The following is a 19,026-nucleotide window of genomic DNA, read 5'->3' on the forward strand; positions in this document are numbered from 1 at the left end:
ATGTTAAGGTAAAGCTATGATTTCAGGCATTCTAGCATCTCCAGGTATTGCTTTTGGTAAAGCATTATTACTTCAGGAAGATGAAATTGTCCTAAACAAAACTCCAATCTCTGAATCTCAAGTAGAAGCAGAAGTTAAATGTTTCTTTGACGCTAGAGCTAAGTCTTCTGAGCAATTAGAAGCGGTTAAAGCGAAAGCGCTAGCAACATTCGGCGAAGAAAAAGAAGCAATTTTTGAGGGGCATATAATGCTTCTTGAAGATGAAGAGCTAGAAGAAGAAATCTTAGCCCTTATCAAAGACGACAAGCTTGCTGCTGATTTTGCAATTTACTCTGTAATTGAAGAACAAGCTTGTGCTCTTGAATCTTTAGATGATGATTATCTAAAAGAGCGCGCTACAGATATCCGTGATATCGGTAGCCGCTTTGTTAAAAATGCACTAGGCATCAACATTGTTTCACTAAGTGATATCAATGAAGAAGTTATCCTAGTTGCTAACGATTTAACGCCTTCTGAAACAGCACAAATCAACCTAGACTACGTTCTTGGTTTTGCTTGTGACATCGGCGGTCGTACATCTCATACTTCTATCATGGCGCGTTCTCTTGAACTTCCTGCTATCGTTGGTACTAACGATATCACTAAGCAAGTGAAAAATGGCGACATGCTAATTCTTGATGCGGTTAACAACAAGATTGTTATCAACCCATCAGAAGCAGAGCTAGCTGAATCTAAAAAAATCCGTGACACTTTAGTTGCAGAAAAAGAAGAACTAGCAAAACTTAAAGACCTACCAGCTATCACTCTAGATGGCCACCAAGTTGAAGTTTGCGGTAACATCGGTACAGTTAAAGACTGTGACGGTATCATCCGTAACGGCGGCGAAGGTGTTGGTCTTTATCGTACAGAATTCCTATTCATGGATCGTGATGCACTTCCTACTGAAGAAGAGCAATATGTTGCTTATAAAGAAGTAGCAGAAGCGATGCATGGTGAGCCAGTGATCATCCGTACTATGGATATCGGTGGTGATAAAGATCTACCATACATGGATCTTCCTGAAGAGATGAACCCATTCTTAGGATGGCGTGCAATCCGTATCAGTTTAGACCGTCGTGAAATTCTACGTGACCAATTACGTGGTATTTTACGTGCATCTGCACACGGTAAACTGCGTATCATGTTCCCAATGATCATTTCTGTTGAAGAAATCCGTGAGCTGAAAAAAGCAATCGAAGAATACAAAGTAGAACTTCGAGCTGAAGGCCTAGCATTTGACGAAAGCATCGAAATCGGTGTAATGGTTGAAACGCCAGCAGCTGCTGCAATTGCACATCACTTAGCGAAAGAAGTTAGCTTCTTCTCTATCGGTACTAACGATTTAACACAATATACTCTTGCTGTTGACCGTGGTAACGAAATGATTTCTCACCTATACAACCCACTATCTCCAGCGGTTCTGCTTGTAATTAAGCAAGTAATCGACGCTTCTCACAAAGAAGGCAAGTGGACTGGTATGTGTGGCGAGCTAGCGGGTGATGAGCGTGCAAGTTTACTTCTTCTAGGTATGGGTTTAGACGAATTCAGCATGAGTGGTATCTCTATCCCTCTTGTTAAGAAAATCGTTCGTAACACAAACTTTGCAGCAGTAAAAGCAATGGCAGATGAAGCTCTTCAAATGCCTACAGCAGCAGAAATTGAAGCACACGTTGAAAAATTTATCGCAGAAAATACTAAGTAATAGTATAGTTGCAAAGAATTAAATATAGCCACTAAGTTTTAGTGGCTATTTAATATAAACTTTAGGGAGCTACACAATGGGTCTGTTTGACAAAATTAAAAGCGCATTTTCTTCTGAAAGCGCTGACGCTGGTGCTATCGACATCATCGCACCTCTTTCTGGTGAAATTGTAAACATCGAAGATGTGCCAGACGTAGTGTTCGCTGAAAAAATCGTTGGTGACGGTATTGCTATCAAACCTGCTGGCAACAAAATGGTTGCTCCAGTAAACGGTACAATCGGTAAAATCTTCGAAACTAACCACGCTTTCTCTATCGAATCTAACGACGGCATCGAGCTTTTCGTTCACTTCGGTATCGATACTGTTGAACTTAAAGGTCAAGGCTTTACTCGTATCGCTGAAGAAGGCCAAGAAGTTAAAGCTGGCGACACTGTAATCGAATTTGATCTTGCGTACCTAGAAGAGCACGCTAAATCAACGCTTACTCCAGTTGTTATCTCTAACATGGACGAAATCAAAGAGCTTACTAAGCTTTCTGGTGCTGTTACTGTTGGTGAATCTCCAGTTCTTAAAGTAACTAAATAACCTTTCCTAATCGATTGATTTAGTTTACACAAGACATTAAAAAGGCCGCTGTTATCTCTTAGAGAAAACAGCGGCCTTTTTGTATCTGCCCTAATATAAATAATCAAGCAAATACCATTATTTCTAATGGTACCTACTTATACCAATCGTAGTAAATAACTGATCACCCTAGCTGGTTAAAATGCTCGATAACTGCGTTGAATTTTTTGATTGTAGAATAACTACTTATCAAAAAAATTTGTCTTGTTCTCAAGCATTTTTCCTGCGCTATTTCTGATCACTTACTTACTGTGATTGGTATTAAACTTTAGAGCAAAATTATTTAACTTTTAGCTCAGCGAACATTTCTTGTGATGGTGCGAAGAAATAACCACCAGTAACAGCATCTGTAAAGCGTAGTAGTTGATCTGTTTTACCATCGATTTCACCGTACATGCTATCTAACATAACCTGGAAGTTATGAACAGAATGACAGTATGCGATGAACAATAAACCATGATCGCCAGAAACTGAGCCGTATGGCAAGCTATGACGTAAAATCTTAACGCCTTTACCATCTTCTTTAATATCTACTCGACCTACGTGAGAGGCTGCTGGAACGGCCTCTAGCTCTATTGAATCAGGCTTAGTACGACCAATAACTTTTTCTTGTGCAGATACAGATAAACGATTCCATGCCGGGATCTTGTGAATGAATCGTTGGCACATCATGTAACTGCCACCCGCAAATTCACCATCAGCAATTAATGCCACTTCTGCACGCGCTTCATTTTTTGGATTTTCAGTGCCATCAATAAAGTCGGTCATATCACGAGAATCTAAAAAACGATAACCAGACACTTCTTCTTTGATTTCAACATGCTCAGAAATCACATTCATCAGTTTACGTAAAATATAGAAGTGTAAATCGTGGCGGTTTGAGTGGATATGAATATAAACATCACCATGGGTTGCGGGAGCAATTATATCGCCTTTACCCAATTGCTTAAATTTAGCCAATTCAGAAGGCATAGGTGCGGATAATGTAGACCAGAAATCTGCGCCAAAAGAGATCGCGCTACTTAAATTTGCGTCTGGTTGCTCTTCGTTTAATTCAGAGATTAAAGATGGCAGTGATTGTAACTGCTCAAGAACAAGCTGAGGATTACTGTTAATATTTATCGTTACATATAATGCAAAGCGATCTGGTTCTGGCAGTAGTGCCGTTTGAGGGGTGTAAGACATGAACTCAGTTCCTTTCTATTTTGAATTAACTGAGTCCATTATATGTAATAAATCATGGGATTGTTTGATAATTAATAAGAGTTTATGAAGAAATCACTTCTACTGATAATTTTACGGTTTCTTTTGCTGAAGAATCAGAAACCATATAGGATTCTTGATTGTTAAGTTTAGTAATTATAGTGGGTGCACATAACACTCTCACCCGACCTTCACTCTCTTCTTCTACCACACGAAAAGCTATTTCTACATTCTCTGCGTCGATGTTCTTAATCTCAGCCCATGCTTTAACTTGAGACTGTTTATCAATTGAATTAAACACCAATGTTTCTTCACCCAATACCAATGAAGATGATGAATTTGTCATATATTGTAAATTAGGGCGATTAATCTCTAACCCAACATCTAATTGCCAATCCGCCATTGCTAACGGACTTAATAAAGCACTAAATAATAGCGCACTTGTTGATAAATCCATTGTCGACTCCTCTCTAAGTCAAACTAAAGCATATTTTTACTCTCTTACTACGAAGTAAAAAAATTAAAAACCAACTAAGAAGCAAGATAAGAACTGCACTGCTTAATTGAAACTCTCCTCGATTAATCACAACCGATTTAATTAACATTATGAGATCGATAAGTACCATCATAATAGTTAGCCATCGACCTTGCTTCCAAAGGGTGAGCATAAAAGGGCGTGTGGGCTTTTTAAAGCTGCTTAACCACATAAAAAATACAATCGGTAAGCTTAGATATAAACTTGTATACAGACTTGAATGGCTTGGATAAAACAGTGAAAGTAAATCTGCACCTTGTTCTCGACTCGCTCCTGCCATTACAAAAACAACAACAGAGCGGATTAATAGTGCCCAACCGAACCATAACCAGATCGGTGGTTTTAACCAGCCATGTTCGTCATATGCATCAAATGAATACTGCATTTTTCTACCTTAAAAATAACTATCTTCTTAGTAGACTTGTTCAGCTTACTAAAATGATTAAAAATAACGATTAGATAAAATTAAAACTTTGAGCTCACAACGGTTCAAAGATCAAAAGCAATGTTGCCATCACACTTTGCATCGCTTACTGTTTATGTATATATGCACATACTCCAAATTGTTTAAAATAAAGAATAATTATGACAAATAATAGAAAAACCAATGAGACCGTTTCAGTTGAATCCCAACAAGAAGCGATGAAGATAGCTAAAGCTACACAAAAACCGGCACAAACAAAAGAACAAACCAAATTGATTGCTCAAGGAATAGAAAAAGGAATTACTCTTTATAAGAAGCAGCAAAAAGAGAGAGCAAGAGAAGCGGATAAGTTAAAGAAAAAAACACAGCGTCAAAAGCAAAATAATTCAGCCTCTGCAACACTAGAAGAGAAGAAAATCCAGCAGGAAAATATCACCACAGAAACGAATAAAACCTTACCTTGGATTCTATTGGCTGTAAGCTGGGCAGGCTTTATTTATTATACTGTGCTTGGCATTTAACCCACTAAAAAACAATAAAAAAAGAGATGAACAATAAGCTCATCTCTTTTTTATTTTACTAATACGTAAGTAAATTAACTATTCTTTATCGGCTTTAAGTGATAACACCCAAATAGATAAAACAGCAACAGCAACAAACCCACCAAGGATAATACTAGGCATTGCAATGTAACCTAACGTATGCCAAATAACAGACTCTAATGTACTCATGCTATCTCCTTACCAACCTTCAACGCCAGACATGTCAGGCAGTTTATGAGCAATACCTTTATGACAATCTACACAGGTTTTATCGCCTGATGCTAATGCCGTTGAGTGTTGCTTCGCACTACGAGGTCCTTGCTCTGAGAAATCCATGTAGTTAAATTCATGGCAGTTACGACACTCTTGGGAGTTATTCTCTTTCATTCGGTGCCATTCTCGTTCAGCTAGATGACCACGACGTTCTTTGAATTTCTCTTCAGTATCAATCGTTTTAGTTACGTAATGCGCAAACAATTCTTTTGATGCTTGAACTTTACGTACGATTTTATCTGTCCAGTTATGAGGTACGTGACAATCAGAACAGATAGCACGAACTCCTGAACGGTTTGAGTAGTGAATCGTTTCTTGGATCTCTTTAACGATTGGTGCGTGACAGCCAGAACAGAATTCTTCTGTGTTGGTTGCTTCCATACCAGTGTTAAATGCGCCCCAGAAAAGTAAACCACCCATAAAGCCCATAAATAGGACAATACCTACTGCCGCTTTACTTGGAGATGAAAAACGCTTCCAAAATGCTTTTAATAATTTCATGTATAGCCTCTCTTAACTTTATTGGCTATCAACTAGCGCAATGAGTCCACACGTTCAAATTCATTCTCAACTAATGGTTTTGCATCAGCTTGAGGAACGTGACATTGTAGACAGAAGTAACGACGAGGCGATACATCTGAAAGTACAGCATCTTCACGATTCACATAGTGCGTAACACTGATCTTCGTTGCACCCATTTCTTTTGCATTTTTCCAGCTATGACATGATAAACATTTGTTCGCGTTTAATGACACTTCATAGTTACGAATCGTATGAGGAACTAATGGTGGCTGGTATACATAATCGCTTTCTAATGCATGATCACGAGGAAAACGTTTAAAATCATCTGCTGGACGCGTTGTTTCTAACTCAGACGCACCACGCAGTGACTCTACGCCACCGATGCCACCCGGATTATTTAACTCCGTAGTTTGTTCAGTTTCCGCTTGTACTGCGCCAGCAAACAAAAGTCCAACTGACATAAGCGCTATAATGAATTTTTTCATTCTAATTTCTCCGCCTTAAGGCAAACTCTTTGAAATAGGCTACTCACGTCTTAGTCAGTAACCTACCTATTAGTAATTAAGCAATTTTAGTGATCTTAACTGGGCACTTCTTATAATCTGTCTGTTTAGACAGAGGATCGGTAGCATCCAAAATCAATTTGTTAATTAAGATGCGAGCATCAAAGAATGGTACAAATACCAATCCTTTAGGCGGACGGTTACGACCTCGTGTTTCAACACGAACTCGAACTTCACCACGTTTATTAGAAATTAATACTTCATCGCCACGACGCAAATTACGCTCCTTCGCATCAGCAGGATGAATATAACAAAGCGCATCAGGAACAGCTTTATAAAGCTCAGGAACACGACGTGTCATAGTACCTGTATGCCAATGCTCAAGAACACGACCAGTACATAACCACATATCAAACTCATCACCAGGAACTTCTGGTGGCGCTTCATATGGTGCAGAGATAATTAATGCTTTACCATCAGGCTTTCCATAGAAGTCCCAATCAGACCCTTTTTTCGCGTATGGATCTGACCCCTCTTTAAAGCGCCATAATGTTTCTTTGCCATCAACTACAGGCCAACGTAAACCACGTACATTATGGTATGTATCATATGGTGCTAAATCGTGACCATGGCCACGACCAAACGTAGCGTATTCTTCAAATAGGCCTTTTTGTACGTAGAAACCTTGATCTTTCGCATCATCGTTTAGCTCTTGAGCTTCTGACAATGGGAAGGCATCAACATTACCGTTTTTGTAAAGTACGTCATACATAGTTTTACCACGGAATTCAGGTGCTTTAGCTAATAGCTCTTCGCCCCACACTTCTTCTACTGTGAAGCGTTTTGAGAATTCCATGATTTGCCATAAATCAGATTTAGCTTCGCCTTTTGCTTGTACTTGTTGGTACCAAGCTTGAGTACGACGTTCAGCATTACCATAAGCACCTTCTTTTTCTACCCACATTGCTGTTGGAAGAATAAGATCCGATGCTTGAGCTGTTGCAGTTGGGTATGGGTCAGAACATACAATGAAGTTTTCTGGGTTACGGTAACCTGGTAAACGTTCAGTGTTAATGTTTGGGCCCGCTTGCATGTTGTTATTACACATTACCCAATAAGCGTTAATCTTGCCGTCTTTAAGCATGCGGTCTTGAACAACGGCGTGTGCGCCTGGTTTGCCATTCAATGTACCTTCAGGTAGTTTCCAGATTTTTTCTGAAATTGCACGGTGCTTAGGATTAGCAACAACCATGTCTGCAGGTAGACGATGTGAGAATGTACCTACTTCACGAGCTGTACCACATGCTGAAGGTTGACCAGTCAATGAGAATGGGCTATTACCCGGCGTTGAAATTTTACCCGTTAACAAGTGAATGTTATAAACAAGGCTGTTCATCCAAACACCACGAGTGTGTTGGTTCATACCCATTGTCCATAAAGACATTACTTTTGTTTTTGGATCCGCATACTGCTTAGCTAGAGTGATCAGATCGTCTTCTGATACACCTGACATTTCAGATGCTTTTTTCGCTGTGTATGGTGCAACTGATGCTTTATATTCCTCAAAACTGATTGAGCTCATCGCTCCAGAGTTAGGATTTTCCGCTTTCATTTGTAGCGGATCAGTATCACGAAGACCATAACCAATGTCTGTTGTTGCTTGCTTGAAGTTCGTATGTTTATTTACGAAGTCCCAGTTTACTGCATCGTTTTGAATGATGTAGTTAGCGATGAAGTTAGCAATAGCAAGGTCAGATTGAGGTTCAAAAATATACCCTTTATCTGCTAACTCAAATGAACGGTGGTAGTAAGTAGATAATACGTTCACTTTAACGTGTGGATTACTTAAACGACGATCTGAAATACGAGTCCATAGTACTGGGTGCATTTCTGCCATGTTTGAGCCCCACAGAACAAAAGAGTCTGCGTGTTCAAAGTCATCGTAACAACCCATTGGTTCATCAATACCGAATGTACGCATAAACGCACCTACCGCTGAAGCCATACAGTGACGAGCATTTGGATCGATGTTATTTGAACGGAAGCCCGCTTTCATCAATTTAACGGCTGCGTAGCCTTCCATTACCGTCCACTGACCTGAACCAAACATACCAACACCTGTTGGACCATGTTTTTTCAGAGCGGCTTTCCACTTCTCAGCCATTGTGTCAAAAGCAACGTCCCAAGAAACAGGAGCAAAGTCACCTTCTTTATCGTATTGGCCATCAGTCATACGCAGCATTGGCGTTTGAAGACGATCTTTTCCGTACATAATTTTAGATAGGAAGTAACCTTTGATACAGTTAAGACCTTTGTTTACAGGTGCTTCTGGATCACCTTGAGTCGCAACAACGCGACCGTTTTGAGTGCCCACAAGAACTGAACAACCAGTACCACAAAAACGACAAGGCGCTTTATCCCATTTAATTTTTGTTTGGTCAGAACTAACGATTAAATTAGTTGCTGATGCTGGTAAAGTAATACCTGCTACAGCTGCAGCTGATGCTGCGGCGTTTGCTTTAACAAACGCACGTCTTGTCATTTTCATGATTCATCCTCACATTGCGAATCAAAGTGCTCGATTTGGTGGAAAACTAAAGCGACATTTAGAATCCCTTCGAAGTCATTTATTTTATCTATTGAATCTGTAATGTATCCTTGGTTTTCAGTTTCAAGAACAACAATTAATTTGCCCTCTTCACTTTCTCCATGGATCTCTGTATTCGGTAGTGCCAGTATTTTTTCTTTTGTTTGTTCTAAAAATTCAGGTTTAACATGAACCACTAAACTTGAAATATGAACTTCATTTTCAGGCAAATTTTCTAACATTATGTTTGCTCTTCCAGTGTCATGCTAATAGCAGAAGTAGGGCAAGCAGCAATACACCCCCCACAACCATTACACACATCTAAGTTAATTTGAGGCTGAGCGACATTTCCCAGCACCAATTGAAAACGTATAGCTTGTGTTTCACACATATCGCTACAACTACGACATTCAACCGATTGTTTCGCTAAACAACTTTCATTTATAAATACTTTATGAGAGAAAGCTGTAGCAACAGTTAAATCAAATAAGTTTTCAGGGCAACTTTGAGCACATCCTTCACAGAAGGTACATTCACCCTTGGTAAAGTCGACAATGGGAAAACCACCATCACCTTTAACAATTATGTTTTCTTCACAGGCAGCAATACATTTTTCACATTGAGTACATTGAGAAACAAAACTTGCTTCATTGCCTACCCAAGGTAGCCGCTGCTGTATTAAAGGATGTATCTTTTTCTTATTAGAGAAACGACTGAAAAGACCACGTTTAGAATGGTCAATTGTATTTTTTTGACTCATCTATTCACATCTCCTTTCGTCTATTCATATTTTTATATGTGGCATATTAAGTTTTGTCATATTTATTGATATACCTCATAATGGTTAAACAGTGGGTATACTTGTTCTGGATCAATTTTTAAAACAATTAAAAACAACAGAATAGGCCTAATTTGCCTTTTATTAATCATAGGTCACACATAACAAATATGAAACACAAGAAGACCTCAATTTTAACAAAAACCATTGCTCAAGTGATGTTATGGATTGTAATAATATCAATTGTGACAACTAGCCTAGCTTTGATGACGCTATCCTCCAGTATAAAAGATGCTGAGGCCGTTAATATTGCGGGGTCTTTACGTATGCAAAGCTACCGATTGGCTTTTGATATTGAAACCAACTCACCAGAACTTATAGCGCATTTAGAGAAATTTTCTGAATCGATAGAATCCCCTTCTTTTAAAACACTAGATCAATGGTTTGTTCCTGATGATATTGAAGGCTATTACGAAGATATTCGATTACAGTGGCATTCGTTGCATCCCTCGCTACTTAGTGATAATAAACAGATCTACCTTAATAAAGTCTCTAACTTTGTTGATGAAATTGATCGCTTTGTATTTCGTCTGCAAGAATTCTCAGAACGAAAATTGCAGCTTTTATCATTTATAGGTGCGCTTGGTTTATCGTTAATCGTCTTTTTAAGTGTTTTTATTATCTTCTTTACCCAACGAAAAATCGTAAGCCCACTTCATCATTTAGTTGCTGCAAGTAAAGCGATGACCAGCGGCAACTACTCTGTTCAGGTCAATTTAAAAAGTGACAATGAATTAGGTCAACTAAGTGATTCATTCAATCATATGGCAAAGCAAGTTGACCTTAGCTATAAAGAGCTAGAAAGCAGAGTTGAAGATAAAACAAAAAAACTGAGCCAAGCCAACCGTTCATTAACAACACTCTATCAGTGCTCCCAACAGCTATCCGCTTCTCAACTTGACGAACAGGTCTTTAAAAATATTTTAGATACCTTTGTTAATATCGAAGGGATTACCAGTGCTAGATTAATTGTTGAAGAAGAGTCTGGTGGAGATTGGGAAATTACGAGTGGAGAATCAAACACTTCACCTTGGAGCTTGCAAGAGCTATCTATTGATGGAGAACAACTTGGTTATTTACTGTGGCAATTTTCTCTTCCTTGTCCAGATCAAAAATTGATCATTAATATCGCAAATATTCTTGCTCGTGGCGTATTTTATAACCAAGTTCAAAAACAAACCCACCAATTAATTCTTTTAGAAGAGCGCTCAGCCATTGCTCGTGAACTGCATGATTCATTAGCACAATCTTTATCTTATTTAAAGATTCAAACCACCTTGTTGAAACGACGATTATCAGCATGCGATTGTAAAAATACAGGCAATACATTAATAGAATTAGATGAAGGGCTTAAAAGTGCCTATACTCAATTAAGAGAATTGCTTAATACCTTTAGGCTAACGATTAATAAAGCCCATTTTGGTGAGGCTTTACAAGAAATAACCACCACATTATCAGCACAAACCGAAATAAATATTAGAGTAAATAATGAGCTACCATCTTTACCCATAAATGCTCAACAGCATGTTCATTTATTACAATTAATTCGTGAAGCTACATTAAATGCCATCAAACACTCAAAAGCTGATAATATTATCATTACGTGTTTTCAAGAAGGTGAGCAAGGCTACATTAACATTGAAGACGATGGGGTAGGATTTGACCCTAGTAAAGAAAAAATAAATCATTATGGATTAAGAATAATGCAAGAGCGCGCTACCTGTGTTCGTGGCAATTTATCCATATCCTCTGAATTAGAACACGGTTGTACAGTGAACGTTACGTTTCCACTTAACCAATAAAGCAATAGAAGGTACAAATTATGTGGAATGTTGTAATCGTTGATGATCACCCGTTAATGCGTCGTGGTATTGGTCAACTACTCTCTTTTGAAGAAGAATTTACCTTAATAGGTGAAGCAAGTAATGGTACCGATGCCGTAGCTCTAATTTCTCAAGATGAACCTGACTTAGTTTTACTTGATTTAAATATGAAGGGAATGTCAGGTTTAGATACTCTTCATGCCTTAAGAAATGAAGGCGTTACTTGTCCAATCGTTATATTAACGGTTTCAGACAATAAACAAGATATCAAAACCTTAGTTAAAGCCGGTGCTGATGGCTACTTATTGAAAGACAGTGAGCCTGATGAACTGATTTCATTATTAAAAGAAGCGATGAAAGGCGGAAAAGCTTACTCTGAACAAGTAAAAGCATGTTTGGAACAAGAAAATAACGGTGATGATAAATTAGCTCACTTAACCGCTCGTGAATTAGAGATCTTACAAAATGTAGCAAAAGGGATGCGTAACAAACAAGTTGCAGACAAACTCTTTATCTCTGAAGCTACCGTTAAAGTTCACATGAAAAGTTTATTAAAAAAACTGAATGTAAAATCACGAGTTGCCGCGACATTAATTTACTTAGACTCATAATATGAAATTACTGATAACAGGACTGTTAAGTCTCTTTTTACTTAGTGGCTGCCAACTAACAACGCAACCAATGAGTGATGAATCCGAAACCATTGCACTTCATTACAATGATAATGCGGCTAAAGGCTGCACGGAAGTGGGAACAGTGACAGGAAGTGAAGGCCATTGGTATACCTTCTTCTTTATATCAAATAAAGACTTAATGATTGCTGCCGTTAATGACGTAAAAAACGAGGCTCAAACATTAGGAGCAAACACCGTAGTCCTTCAAGACCCAATGGCATTTAATACATCAGTAACCTTACTTGGCTCTGCTTATACTTGCCCATAGGTATTTTTAGTTCTAACTAAACCTCATTCATAAAAAATAAAAACGCCAACAATTATGTTGGCGTTTTTATTCAATCCTCAGCACAGTTAAAAGCACTGTGCTAATGATATAAAGTTGATGCGATCTCATCTTCTCGTGAGCATACCCAATCTGGATCATACGGCCCCCAATCTGAAAGACGATAATAACCGTCATTATGACGACGACCATCTTGCACAAACATTAACTCGATACCAATCCCAGGCAAAGCTTTCAATACATCTTGAATCGTACGACGAGGCCAACCTGTTAACTCGACAAGCTTAGGCACATTTGGCCTTTCTAAATTATGTACCAACAACGCTAAATATAAGCGCCTGGCAAATACTGGATTCAACTCCATTGATACCTCCTGATTTAATAAGAGTAATTATTAATCATTCAGTATTAATGATGTTGAGGTTGATCAACTAATTACGAAAATATACTTACAATTTCACTAATAAACACATAAATCTGCATTTCTTGTAATTAATTTTCATAACTATCATTACTCATAACCCTATAATCATCCAATATTAACCAGTAAAATACTAAATAACGCCTAGCCTCTGGCGTATTTGATCAAATCTAGTTATAAATAGACCATAATTAATAACATAATGAAGAAAGTCATGACTGCAATTTACGGAATTAAAAACTGCGACACCATTAAAAAATGCAAAAAATGGTTAGAAGCAAACGACATCAATTTTACTTATCATGATTACCGCACTGACGGTATTGATAAAGAAATGGTTACCACTTTTGTTCAACAATTAGGGTGGGAGAACGTAGTTAATAAACGTGGTACCACTTATCGTCAACTGAGTGACGAACAAAAAAACACGTTAAATGAAGAGAATGCGATTGAACTATTACTGGAAATGCCAGCAATGATCAAACGTCCTGTTCTTATTCATAATGATGTATACCATTTAGGCTTTAAGCCAGCTCAATACGAAGCGCTATTTAACGTTTAGTTTACTGTGCCATTTAACTCTATGGCCAATTTAAAAGAAGTAAAGGAATACATAATGTCAGATACCCCAACATTAGCACTTGCTAAAGATCTATTAAGCCGTCAATCCATCACTCCTGAAGATGCCGGCTGCCAAGAGCTAATGATTAAACGCTTAGAAGCACTTGGCTTTACTATTGAAATCATGGTTTTTGAAGATACAACTAACTTTTGGGCCCGCCGTGGTACAGAAGCACCCTTGTTTACTTTTGCAGGTCACACTGATGTCGTTCCTACTGGATCGTTAGATCATTGGAATACTGACCCGTTTGAACCAACGATTATTGATGGCATGCTATACGCACGTGGCGCAGCAGATATGAAGGGCTCACTGGCTTGTATGATTGTTGCCGTTGAGCGTTTTGTTGCTGAGCACCCAGACCATAAAGGTTCAATTTCTTTTTTGATCACTTCAGATGAAGAAGGTCCATTTATTAATGGCACAACTCGTGTGGTTGATACGCTAAAAGAGCGTAATGAAATTATTGATATGTGTATTGTTGGTGAGCCATCAAGCACAGATCATGTGGGTGATGTTGTGAAAAATGGCCGTCGCGGATCTCTAACTGGTAATCTAACGGTTAAGGGAATTCAAGGGCATGTTGCTTATCCGCATATTGCTCGAAATCCTATTCATCAAGCAATGCCAGTATTAACTGAATTAGCAATGACGGAGTGGGATAAAGGCAATGATTACTTCCCTCCAACCAGTTTCCAAATACCAAATATAAATGGGGGAACTGGGGCATCAAATGTGATCCCTGGCGATGTCGAAGTAATGTTTAACTTTCGCTTTAGCACAGAGTCAACAGTGGAAGGTTTGCAACAACGTGTTATTGATACATTAAATAAACACGATTTAGAGTATGACTTAAATTGGATCATCAATGGCCTGCCATTCTTAACCGATACTGGCGATCTACTTACTGCTGTTGTTGATGCTGTTGATACGGTTAATCAGCAAAAACCTCAACTATTAACCACTGGTGGCACATCTGATGGCCGTTTCATTGCACAAATGGGCTCTCAGGTTATTGAGCTTGGTCCAGTTAATGCTACGATTCATAAAGTAAATGAATGTGTAAAAGTAGATGATTTAGAAAAGCTAACGGATATGTATCAAGAAGTGCTTAATAATCTACTTGCCTAATCAATTTGGGTATATGATAAGAGGGTAACTCCTCTTATCATTGTTTGGTGATTTATGAATAATCAAGAACTTACCGGCTTATCTAGCCAACACCTCTCCTTTGTTGTGCCGCACCGTCAACTTCACCATGATTGTATTTTATCTTTCCAATCTTTAGAAAAAGCAGCATTAGAGGCTGGTTTTACCCTCACTATCGCGAGTAGTTTCCGTGATTTTGAACGCCAGTTGATGATTTGGAATAATAAGTTCAATGGTATTCGTCCAATTTCAGGTGAAGATGGTCAACCCATTGATAGCAGTAAAATGAGTGATATTGAAAAGATTCACGCCATTATGCGTTGGTCAGCACTTCCAGGTTCTAGCCGTCATCACTGGGGGACCGATCTTGATGTTTATGCCTCAAATACACTTCCAGAAGGGGTAAACCTTCAACTTGAACCTTGGGAGTACGATACCGGTCATCAAGCAACCTTCAGTCTCTGGCTAAAAGAAAACGCACCAACGCACGGTTTCTTCTTCCCTTACAATACTGACCGAAAAGGAGTGGCTATTGAACCTTGGCATATCAGTCATAGAGAGAAAAGTGCTGAGCTAATGACAATGCTAACGCCTGATGTACTTTTAAATGTTTGGAAAGACGTCGACTTGGCAGGAAAAGACACTATCATTAAACATATTGATACACTATTTGTACGCTACGTAACTAATATCAATAAGGAGTGAATATGGAATGGTTAATGAACCCTTGGGTTATCATCGTTATTGTTTTAAGTGTTGTCATTGGTAATCTTGCCGCTTTAAAAGCCACTGCGAATATGAAATTTAAGCACACCAAAAAAACGGTCACTCCTCAAGAAAAAGAGGATAAGTCAGAGCAAGAAACAACAGTACAGCAAAAAGAAGATGAAAAAAAAGACGCTCAGTAAAATGAGCGCCTTTTGCTGATATATTAACGGGTAAGTTTACTCTTCAGACTTTTCTTCTTTCGGCATATTATTTGATTTTTCGATCATCGCCGCTAGAACAGGAACCACTGAATCAAGCGTGGCTTCATCTACAGGTTTCCCTCCAGCATCGGTCACGTTAATTGAAGTACGGTTGCCTAAGTCACCCAATAGAAGATTATAAGTGCTGCCTTCAAAAGAGAGTGGTTTAGTTCCTATCTCTTGCCAGAACTCATCATCAGGTTCTTTATATTTAACTTCAATTGTTCCTTGAGAACGGTTTCTGTCTTCAATCGTTAGTCCCATCATTGGCAATAACTCACCAAGACGCTCCCAGAAGATATTATATGGTGCACGAGCAATAATGATTGGTAAACCACTTCTATCTTGCCCCATAGAGATAGGAATGCGCTTCACTAGCTCTTCCGCACGAATACGGGCTTCTTCACGTAACTGCTCATCATAAGCTGACGTCACTAAATTGGTCATTAGAATGTTATAACGAGCTTTATTGGCTTGAGTAACATCCATTTTCTTGCCATCTACTTGCCAATCAATCAGAGAAATTTGGAAACCAAAACGGTTATTCTGTTTTAATTTAACAATTTTATAGCGCGCACCAAACTCATGGTCTTCATCTTCTGAATTCCATTTTAGCCAATCGGTTTCTAATTCAGAGTCATTTTGTGTGATTAAACCAATATCACGCTTCTCAATTAAAGTTAACACCGTTTGCCAAAGCTTATCGACATCTTCTTTTTTAACAAGCCATACTGTCACCTCACCCTTTTGCTCTTCAATGCGAGCGCCAGGGATCAATTCAAGCACTTGCTGAGGCGGTCTAATATCGACATCCTTACCAATACCACCAACATACTCCCCTTTAGGGATATCATATTGAGGATAAAATTCAGGTTTTGCCTCTGCTGGTTGCTGCCACTCTTTTAAAGGTGGTGTTTCCAAGTACTTAAAATCTTGCTTAGCTTGGCGACGCTCTGTTGGACTGCTTGAACATGCTGATAAAACCGCAATCATCAATGATCCAACAACAAAGCGAGTGTTCACTTTCATTTTCAATCCTATTACTTCAACACACCTGAACGAATCAAAGCTTGCTCAACAATTGGTTGTGCTGACAGGCTTAATTCCGTAAGTGGTAAACGAATATCTGGGTGAGTAATCATACCTAAACGATGCGTAGCCCATTTTACAGGCATTGGATTCGCTTCAATGAATAAATCTTTGTGTAATGGCATTAAGCGTTGGTTAATTACTTCAGCTTCTTCAAACTTACCTTGAGCTGCTAACGCGAACATGGTTGCCATCTCTTTTGCAGCAATATTTGAGGTCACTGAAATAACACCGTGGCCACCTAATTTTACAAAATCAAGCGCCGTCGCATCATCGCCACTCAGTTGGATAAAGTTTTCACCACAAAGTTCACGAGTAAGTGCAATTCGGTCTAAATCTGCGGTCGCATCTTTTAACGCAACAATGTTTTCAAACTCTGACAGACGAGCAACGGTTTCAGGTAATAAATCAACCGCGGTACGACCTGGAACATTATAAAGAATTTGAGGAATATCTGTTGCTTCAGAGATCGCTTTATAATGTAGGAATAACCCTTCTTGTGTTGGCTTATTATAATAAGGTGTCACACTTAAACAGCCAGCAACGCCTGAGTCATGAAAAAGTTTACTAAACGTTACTGCTTCATGTGTTGCATTTGCACCAGTTCCTGCAATAACAGGAATGCGCCCATCAGCAAACTCAAGAGTCTTCATTACAAGCTTGACATGCTCTTCTACACTTAATGTCGCTGACTCACCTGTTGTACCAACAGCAACGATGCCATTTGTACCAGCATCAATATGATAATCAACAAGGTTTTTTAAACTAGTGTAATCGACTTCACCATCGGTATCGAGTGGTGTAACTAATGCGACAATGCTACCTGAGAACATATCCTTCTCCCTTTTTTCTTAGCCTGAATGTGCGAATAGATTCTGTTACTCATTAATATCATTGCAAAGAGTCATCATCCTTGACCATATAAAGCCATATGGTTTTCGTCTTCTATGCAATAAGCAGAATCATTCAATCAATATTCCTCAAGGATATTACATAAGAGCCTCTGTTGTAGAGTCTTTTTTTTGACGATTGTCCACTATTGCTTGCTTATCACACAATCACTTGCGTGTTAGTATTGGGTTATCTTTTTCAATAACGAGTTTTTTATGCCTCAACACCTTGTAATTACCGCTGTCGGCACTGACAGACCAGGTATCTCTAATAAGGTGACTCGTCTTGTCACCGACTCAAGCTGTAATATTGTTGATAGCCGTATTGCATCATTTGGTAGTGAGTTTACATTAATCATGTTGTTGTCTGGTACAGCAAATGCGATTTCTCGTATTGAAAATACCTTGCCTTTACTTGGGCAACAACACGATTTAATCACTATGATGAAGCGAACCTCTCCTCATCAAGATAGAGATATTTTTTATACCATTGATGCCTTTGTTGAATCAGAAGATCGCCCAGGCCTCACTGAGAAATTTACTGATTTTTTAGCCAATCGCGATATCGATTTAAAAACCTTAAGTGCTCAAACACTTAAAAAAGGCGAGAACCAAAACACATTTCAAATTCAAATTACCGCAGAAATTTTTAAAGAGTGCCACATCATTGAGATACAAGAGCAGTTTGAAGCGCTATGTGCCTCACTCAATGTAAGCGGTAAGATAAACTTTTATAAAACTAATTAGAAAACACAGTCAAAAGGAAATATCATGATAACGCCATTAGCTGCAGGCTCACCTGCACCCGACGTATCACTTCTTGATCAAAATGGAGAATCAATTTCTCTTTCTGATTTACAAGGAAAGAAAGTTCTATTTTATTTCTACCCAAAAGCAATGACGCCAGGATGTACCGTTCAAGCTCAAGGTCTTCGTGACATTAAAGCGGAGTTAGATGCCCATAACGTCGTTACACTTGGGGTAAGTATTGATCCTGTTAAACGTTTAGGAAAATTCATCGAACGTGATGAGCTGAACTTTACGTTGTTATCAGATGAAGATCATGCTGCTGCAGATGCCTTTGGCGTATGGGGTGAGAAGAAGTTTATGGGTAAAGTGTACGATGGATTACATCGTATTAGCTTTCTAATTAACGAAGAAGGCGTGATTGAACACGTGTTCAATAAATTCAAAACTAAGACTCATCATGAAGTCGTTTTGGATTATTTAAACAATAAATAAGCTAAACGAAAAGTAATCGTTTTTAAAAGCTCAAAACAAGAAAGGCGGTGCTCATCAAAAGCACCGCCTTTT

General features: G+C 38.6%; 24 protein-coding genes. 12 read left to right on the forward strand and 12 right to left on the reverse strand.

Annotated features, from left to right (window positions below; translation table 11 throughout):
- Window positions 1-16: 16 nt before the first annotated feature.
- Together ptsI and crr are read left to right on the forward strand one after the other, a co-directional pair.
- Window positions 17-1,741, forward strand: a complete 1,725-nt coding sequence (gene ptsI, locus AC2INI_RS10225; RefSeq protein ID WP_122034241.1) for a phosphoenolpyruvate-protein phosphotransferase PtsI — start codon at window positions 17-19, stop codon at window positions 1,739-1,741.
- Between the two features lie 76 nt (window positions 1,742-1,817).
- Window positions 1,818-2,327, forward strand: coding sequence for a PTS glucose transporter subunit IIA (crr, locus tag AC2INI_RS10230; protein ID WP_045102673.1), 510 nt, complete (start codon window positions 1,818-1,820; stop codon window positions 2,325-2,327).
- Between the two features lie 318 nt (window positions 2,328-2,645).
- Here crr and AC2INI_RS10235 read toward each other — a convergent pair whose 3' ends face one another.
- From AC2INI_RS10235 to AC2INI_RS10245, 3 genes are all read right to left on the reverse strand, one after another.
- Window positions 2,646-3,551, reverse strand: a complete 906-nt coding sequence (locus AC2INI_RS10235) for a Dyp-type peroxidase (RefSeq protein ID WP_486304761.1) — start codon at window positions 3,549-3,551, stop codon at window positions 2,646-2,648.
- 82 nt (window positions 3,552-3,633) lie between these two features.
- Window positions 3,634-4,026, reverse strand: a complete 393-nt coding sequence (locus AC2INI_RS10240) for a hypothetical protein (protein ID WP_122034246.1) — start codon at window positions 4,024-4,026, stop codon at window positions 3,634-3,636.
- A gap of 13 nt (window positions 4,027-4,039) precedes the next feature.
- Window positions 4,040-4,489 carry a DUF2919 domain-containing protein gene (locus AC2INI_RS10245; RefSeq protein WP_122034248.1) on the reverse strand — a complete coding sequence of 150 codons (450 nt, stop codon included), beginning with the start codon at window positions 4,487-4,489 and terminating at the stop codon, window positions 4,040-4,042.
- Between the two features lie 200 nt (window positions 4,490-4,689).
- Here AC2INI_RS10245 and AC2INI_RS10250 point away from each other — a divergent pair, with 200 nt between their 5' ends.
- Window positions 4,690-5,049 carry a DUF2956 domain-containing protein gene (locus tag AC2INI_RS10250; protein WP_486304762.1) on the forward strand — a complete coding sequence of 120 codons (360 nt, stop codon included), beginning with the start codon at window positions 4,690-4,692 and terminating at the stop codon, window positions 5,047-5,049.
- Between the two features lie 78 nt (window positions 5,050-5,127).
- Here the strand turns inward: AC2INI_RS10250 and AC2INI_RS10255 are convergent, their stop codons facing one another.
- The 6 genes from AC2INI_RS10255 to napF form a co-directional block, all read right to left on the reverse strand.
- A complete protein-coding gene (locus AC2INI_RS10255) occupies window positions 5,128-5,259 on the reverse strand; it encodes a TIGR02808 family protein (RefSeq protein WP_122034252.1) in 132 nt (43 codons plus the stop codon).
- A 9-nt stretch (window positions 5,260-5,268) separates the two neighbouring features.
- Entirely contained in the window at window positions 5,269-5,844 is a 576-nt protein-coding gene (locus AC2INI_RS10260) for a NapC/NirT family cytochrome c (protein ID WP_060991610.1), read from the reverse strand.
- Window positions 5,845-5,876: 32 nt separating this feature from the next.
- Window positions 5,877-6,350 carry a nitrate reductase cytochrome c-type subunit gene (locus AC2INI_RS10265; RefSeq protein ID WP_122034254.1) on the reverse strand — a complete coding sequence of 158 codons (474 nt, stop codon included), beginning with the start codon at window positions 6,348-6,350 and terminating at the stop codon, window positions 5,877-5,879.
- Between the two features lie 76 nt (window positions 6,351-6,426).
- Complete coding sequence (gene napA, locus AC2INI_RS10270; RefSeq protein ID WP_122034256.1) at window positions 6,427-8,916, reverse strand: periplasmic nitrate reductase subunit alpha; 2,490 nt, start codon at window positions 8,914-8,916, stop codon at window positions 6,427-6,429.
- Window positions 8,913-9,185, reverse strand: a complete 273-nt coding sequence (locus AC2INI_RS10275) for a chaperone NapD (protein WP_254052651.1) — start codon at window positions 9,183-9,185, stop codon at window positions 8,913-8,915. The genes napA and AC2INI_RS10275 overlap by 4 nt, the downstream gene beginning before the upstream one ends.
- Before the next feature lie 11 nt (window positions 9,186-9,196).
- Window positions 9,197-9,715, reverse strand: coding sequence for a ferredoxin-type protein NapF (napF, locus tag AC2INI_RS10280; protein ID WP_486304763.1), 519 nt, complete (start codon window positions 9,713-9,715; stop codon window positions 9,197-9,199).
- A 188-nt stretch (window positions 9,716-9,903) separates the two neighbouring features.
- On the opposite strand from napF, the gene narQ reads away from it, so the two are divergent.
- The 3 genes from narQ to AC2INI_RS10295 are packed head-to-tail and all read left to right on the forward strand — an operon-like array spanning window position 9,904 to window position 12,558.
- Window positions 9,904-11,595, forward strand: a complete 1,692-nt coding sequence (narQ, locus tag AC2INI_RS10285) for a nitrate/nitrite two-component system sensor histidine kinase NarQ (protein ID WP_122034258.1) — start codon at window positions 9,904-9,906, stop codon at window positions 11,593-11,595.
- A gap of 20 nt (window positions 11,596-11,615) precedes the next feature.
- On the forward strand, window positions 11,616-12,227 hold the full coding sequence (locus AC2INI_RS10290; RefSeq protein WP_486304764.1) for a response regulator: 612 nt from the start codon (window positions 11,616-11,618) through the stop codon (window positions 12,225-12,227).
- A gap of 1 nt (window position 12,228) precedes the next feature.
- The gene (locus tag AC2INI_RS10295) at window positions 12,229-12,558 is read left to right on the forward strand and encodes a DUF4156 domain-containing protein (RefSeq protein WP_122034262.1); all 330 of its coding nucleotides are present in this window, start codon (window positions 12,229-12,231) and stop codon (window positions 12,556-12,558) included.
- Between the two features lie 100 nt (window positions 12,559-12,658).
- On the opposite strand, the gene AC2INI_RS10300 is transcribed toward AC2INI_RS10295, so the two are convergent.
- Complete coding sequence (locus tag AC2INI_RS10300) at window positions 12,659-12,940, reverse strand: winged helix-turn-helix domain-containing protein (protein ID WP_122034264.1); 282 nt, start codon at window positions 12,938-12,940, stop codon at window positions 12,659-12,661.
- A 271-nt stretch (window positions 12,941-13,211) separates the two neighbouring features.
- Between AC2INI_RS10300 and AC2INI_RS10305 the strand changes: the two genes are divergently transcribed.
- Genes AC2INI_RS10305 through AC2INI_RS10320 form a run of 4 tightly spaced genes read left to right on the forward strand, consistent with a single transcriptional unit; the run spans window position 13,212 to window position 15,673 of the window.
- Entirely contained in the window at window positions 13,212-13,559 is a 348-nt protein-coding gene (locus AC2INI_RS10305; protein WP_486304765.1) for an ArsC family reductase, read from the forward strand.
- Between the two features lie 54 nt (window positions 13,560-13,613).
- Complete coding sequence (gene dapE, locus AC2INI_RS10310) at window positions 13,614-14,747, forward strand: succinyl-diaminopimelate desuccinylase (RefSeq protein WP_486304766.1); 1,134 nt, start codon at window positions 13,614-13,616, stop codon at window positions 14,745-14,747.
- Window positions 14,748-14,801: 54 nt separating this feature from the next.
- On the forward strand, window positions 14,802-15,470 hold the full coding sequence (locus AC2INI_RS10315) for a M15 family metallopeptidase (protein ID WP_486304767.1): 669 nt from the start codon (window positions 14,802-14,804) through the stop codon (window positions 15,468-15,470).
- Between the two features lie 2 nt (window positions 15,471-15,472).
- Window positions 15,473-15,673: a DUF2897 family protein gene (locus tag AC2INI_RS10320; protein WP_486304768.1), complete on the forward strand. Its 201-nt coding sequence runs from the start codon at window positions 15,473-15,475 to the stop codon at window positions 15,671-15,673.
- Window positions 15,674-15,709: 36 nt separating this feature from the next.
- Here the strand turns inward: AC2INI_RS10320 and bamC are convergent, their stop codons facing one another.
- Both bamC and dapA read right to left on the reverse strand, forming a co-directional pair.
- Window positions 15,710-16,762, reverse strand: a complete 1,053-nt coding sequence (gene bamC, locus AC2INI_RS10325; RefSeq protein ID WP_486304769.1) for an outer membrane protein assembly factor BamC — start codon at window positions 16,760-16,762, stop codon at window positions 15,710-15,712.
- An 11-nt stretch (window positions 16,763-16,773) separates the two neighbouring features.
- On the reverse strand, window positions 16,774-17,655 hold the full coding sequence (gene dapA / locus AC2INI_RS10330) for a 4-hydroxy-tetrahydrodipicolinate synthase (RefSeq protein WP_122034276.1): 882 nt from the start codon (window positions 17,653-17,655) through the stop codon (window positions 16,774-16,776).
- Between the two features lie 273 nt (window positions 17,656-17,928).
- Here dapA and AC2INI_RS10335 point away from each other — a divergent pair, with 273 nt between their 5' ends.
- The gene (locus AC2INI_RS10335) at window positions 17,929-18,459 is read left to right on the forward strand and encodes a glycine cleavage system transcriptional repressor (RefSeq protein ID WP_486304770.1); all 531 of its coding nucleotides are present in this window, start codon (window positions 17,929-17,931) and stop codon (window positions 18,457-18,459) included.
- Window positions 18,460-18,486: 27 nt separating this feature from the next.
- Complete coding sequence (gene bcp, locus AC2INI_RS10340; RefSeq protein ID WP_486305719.1) at window positions 18,487-18,954, forward strand: thioredoxin-dependent thiol peroxidase; 468 nt, start codon at window positions 18,487-18,489, stop codon at window positions 18,952-18,954.
- Window positions 18,955-19,026 lie beyond the last annotated feature (72 nt).

The organism is Aliivibrio friggae (genome assembly GCF_057368515.1).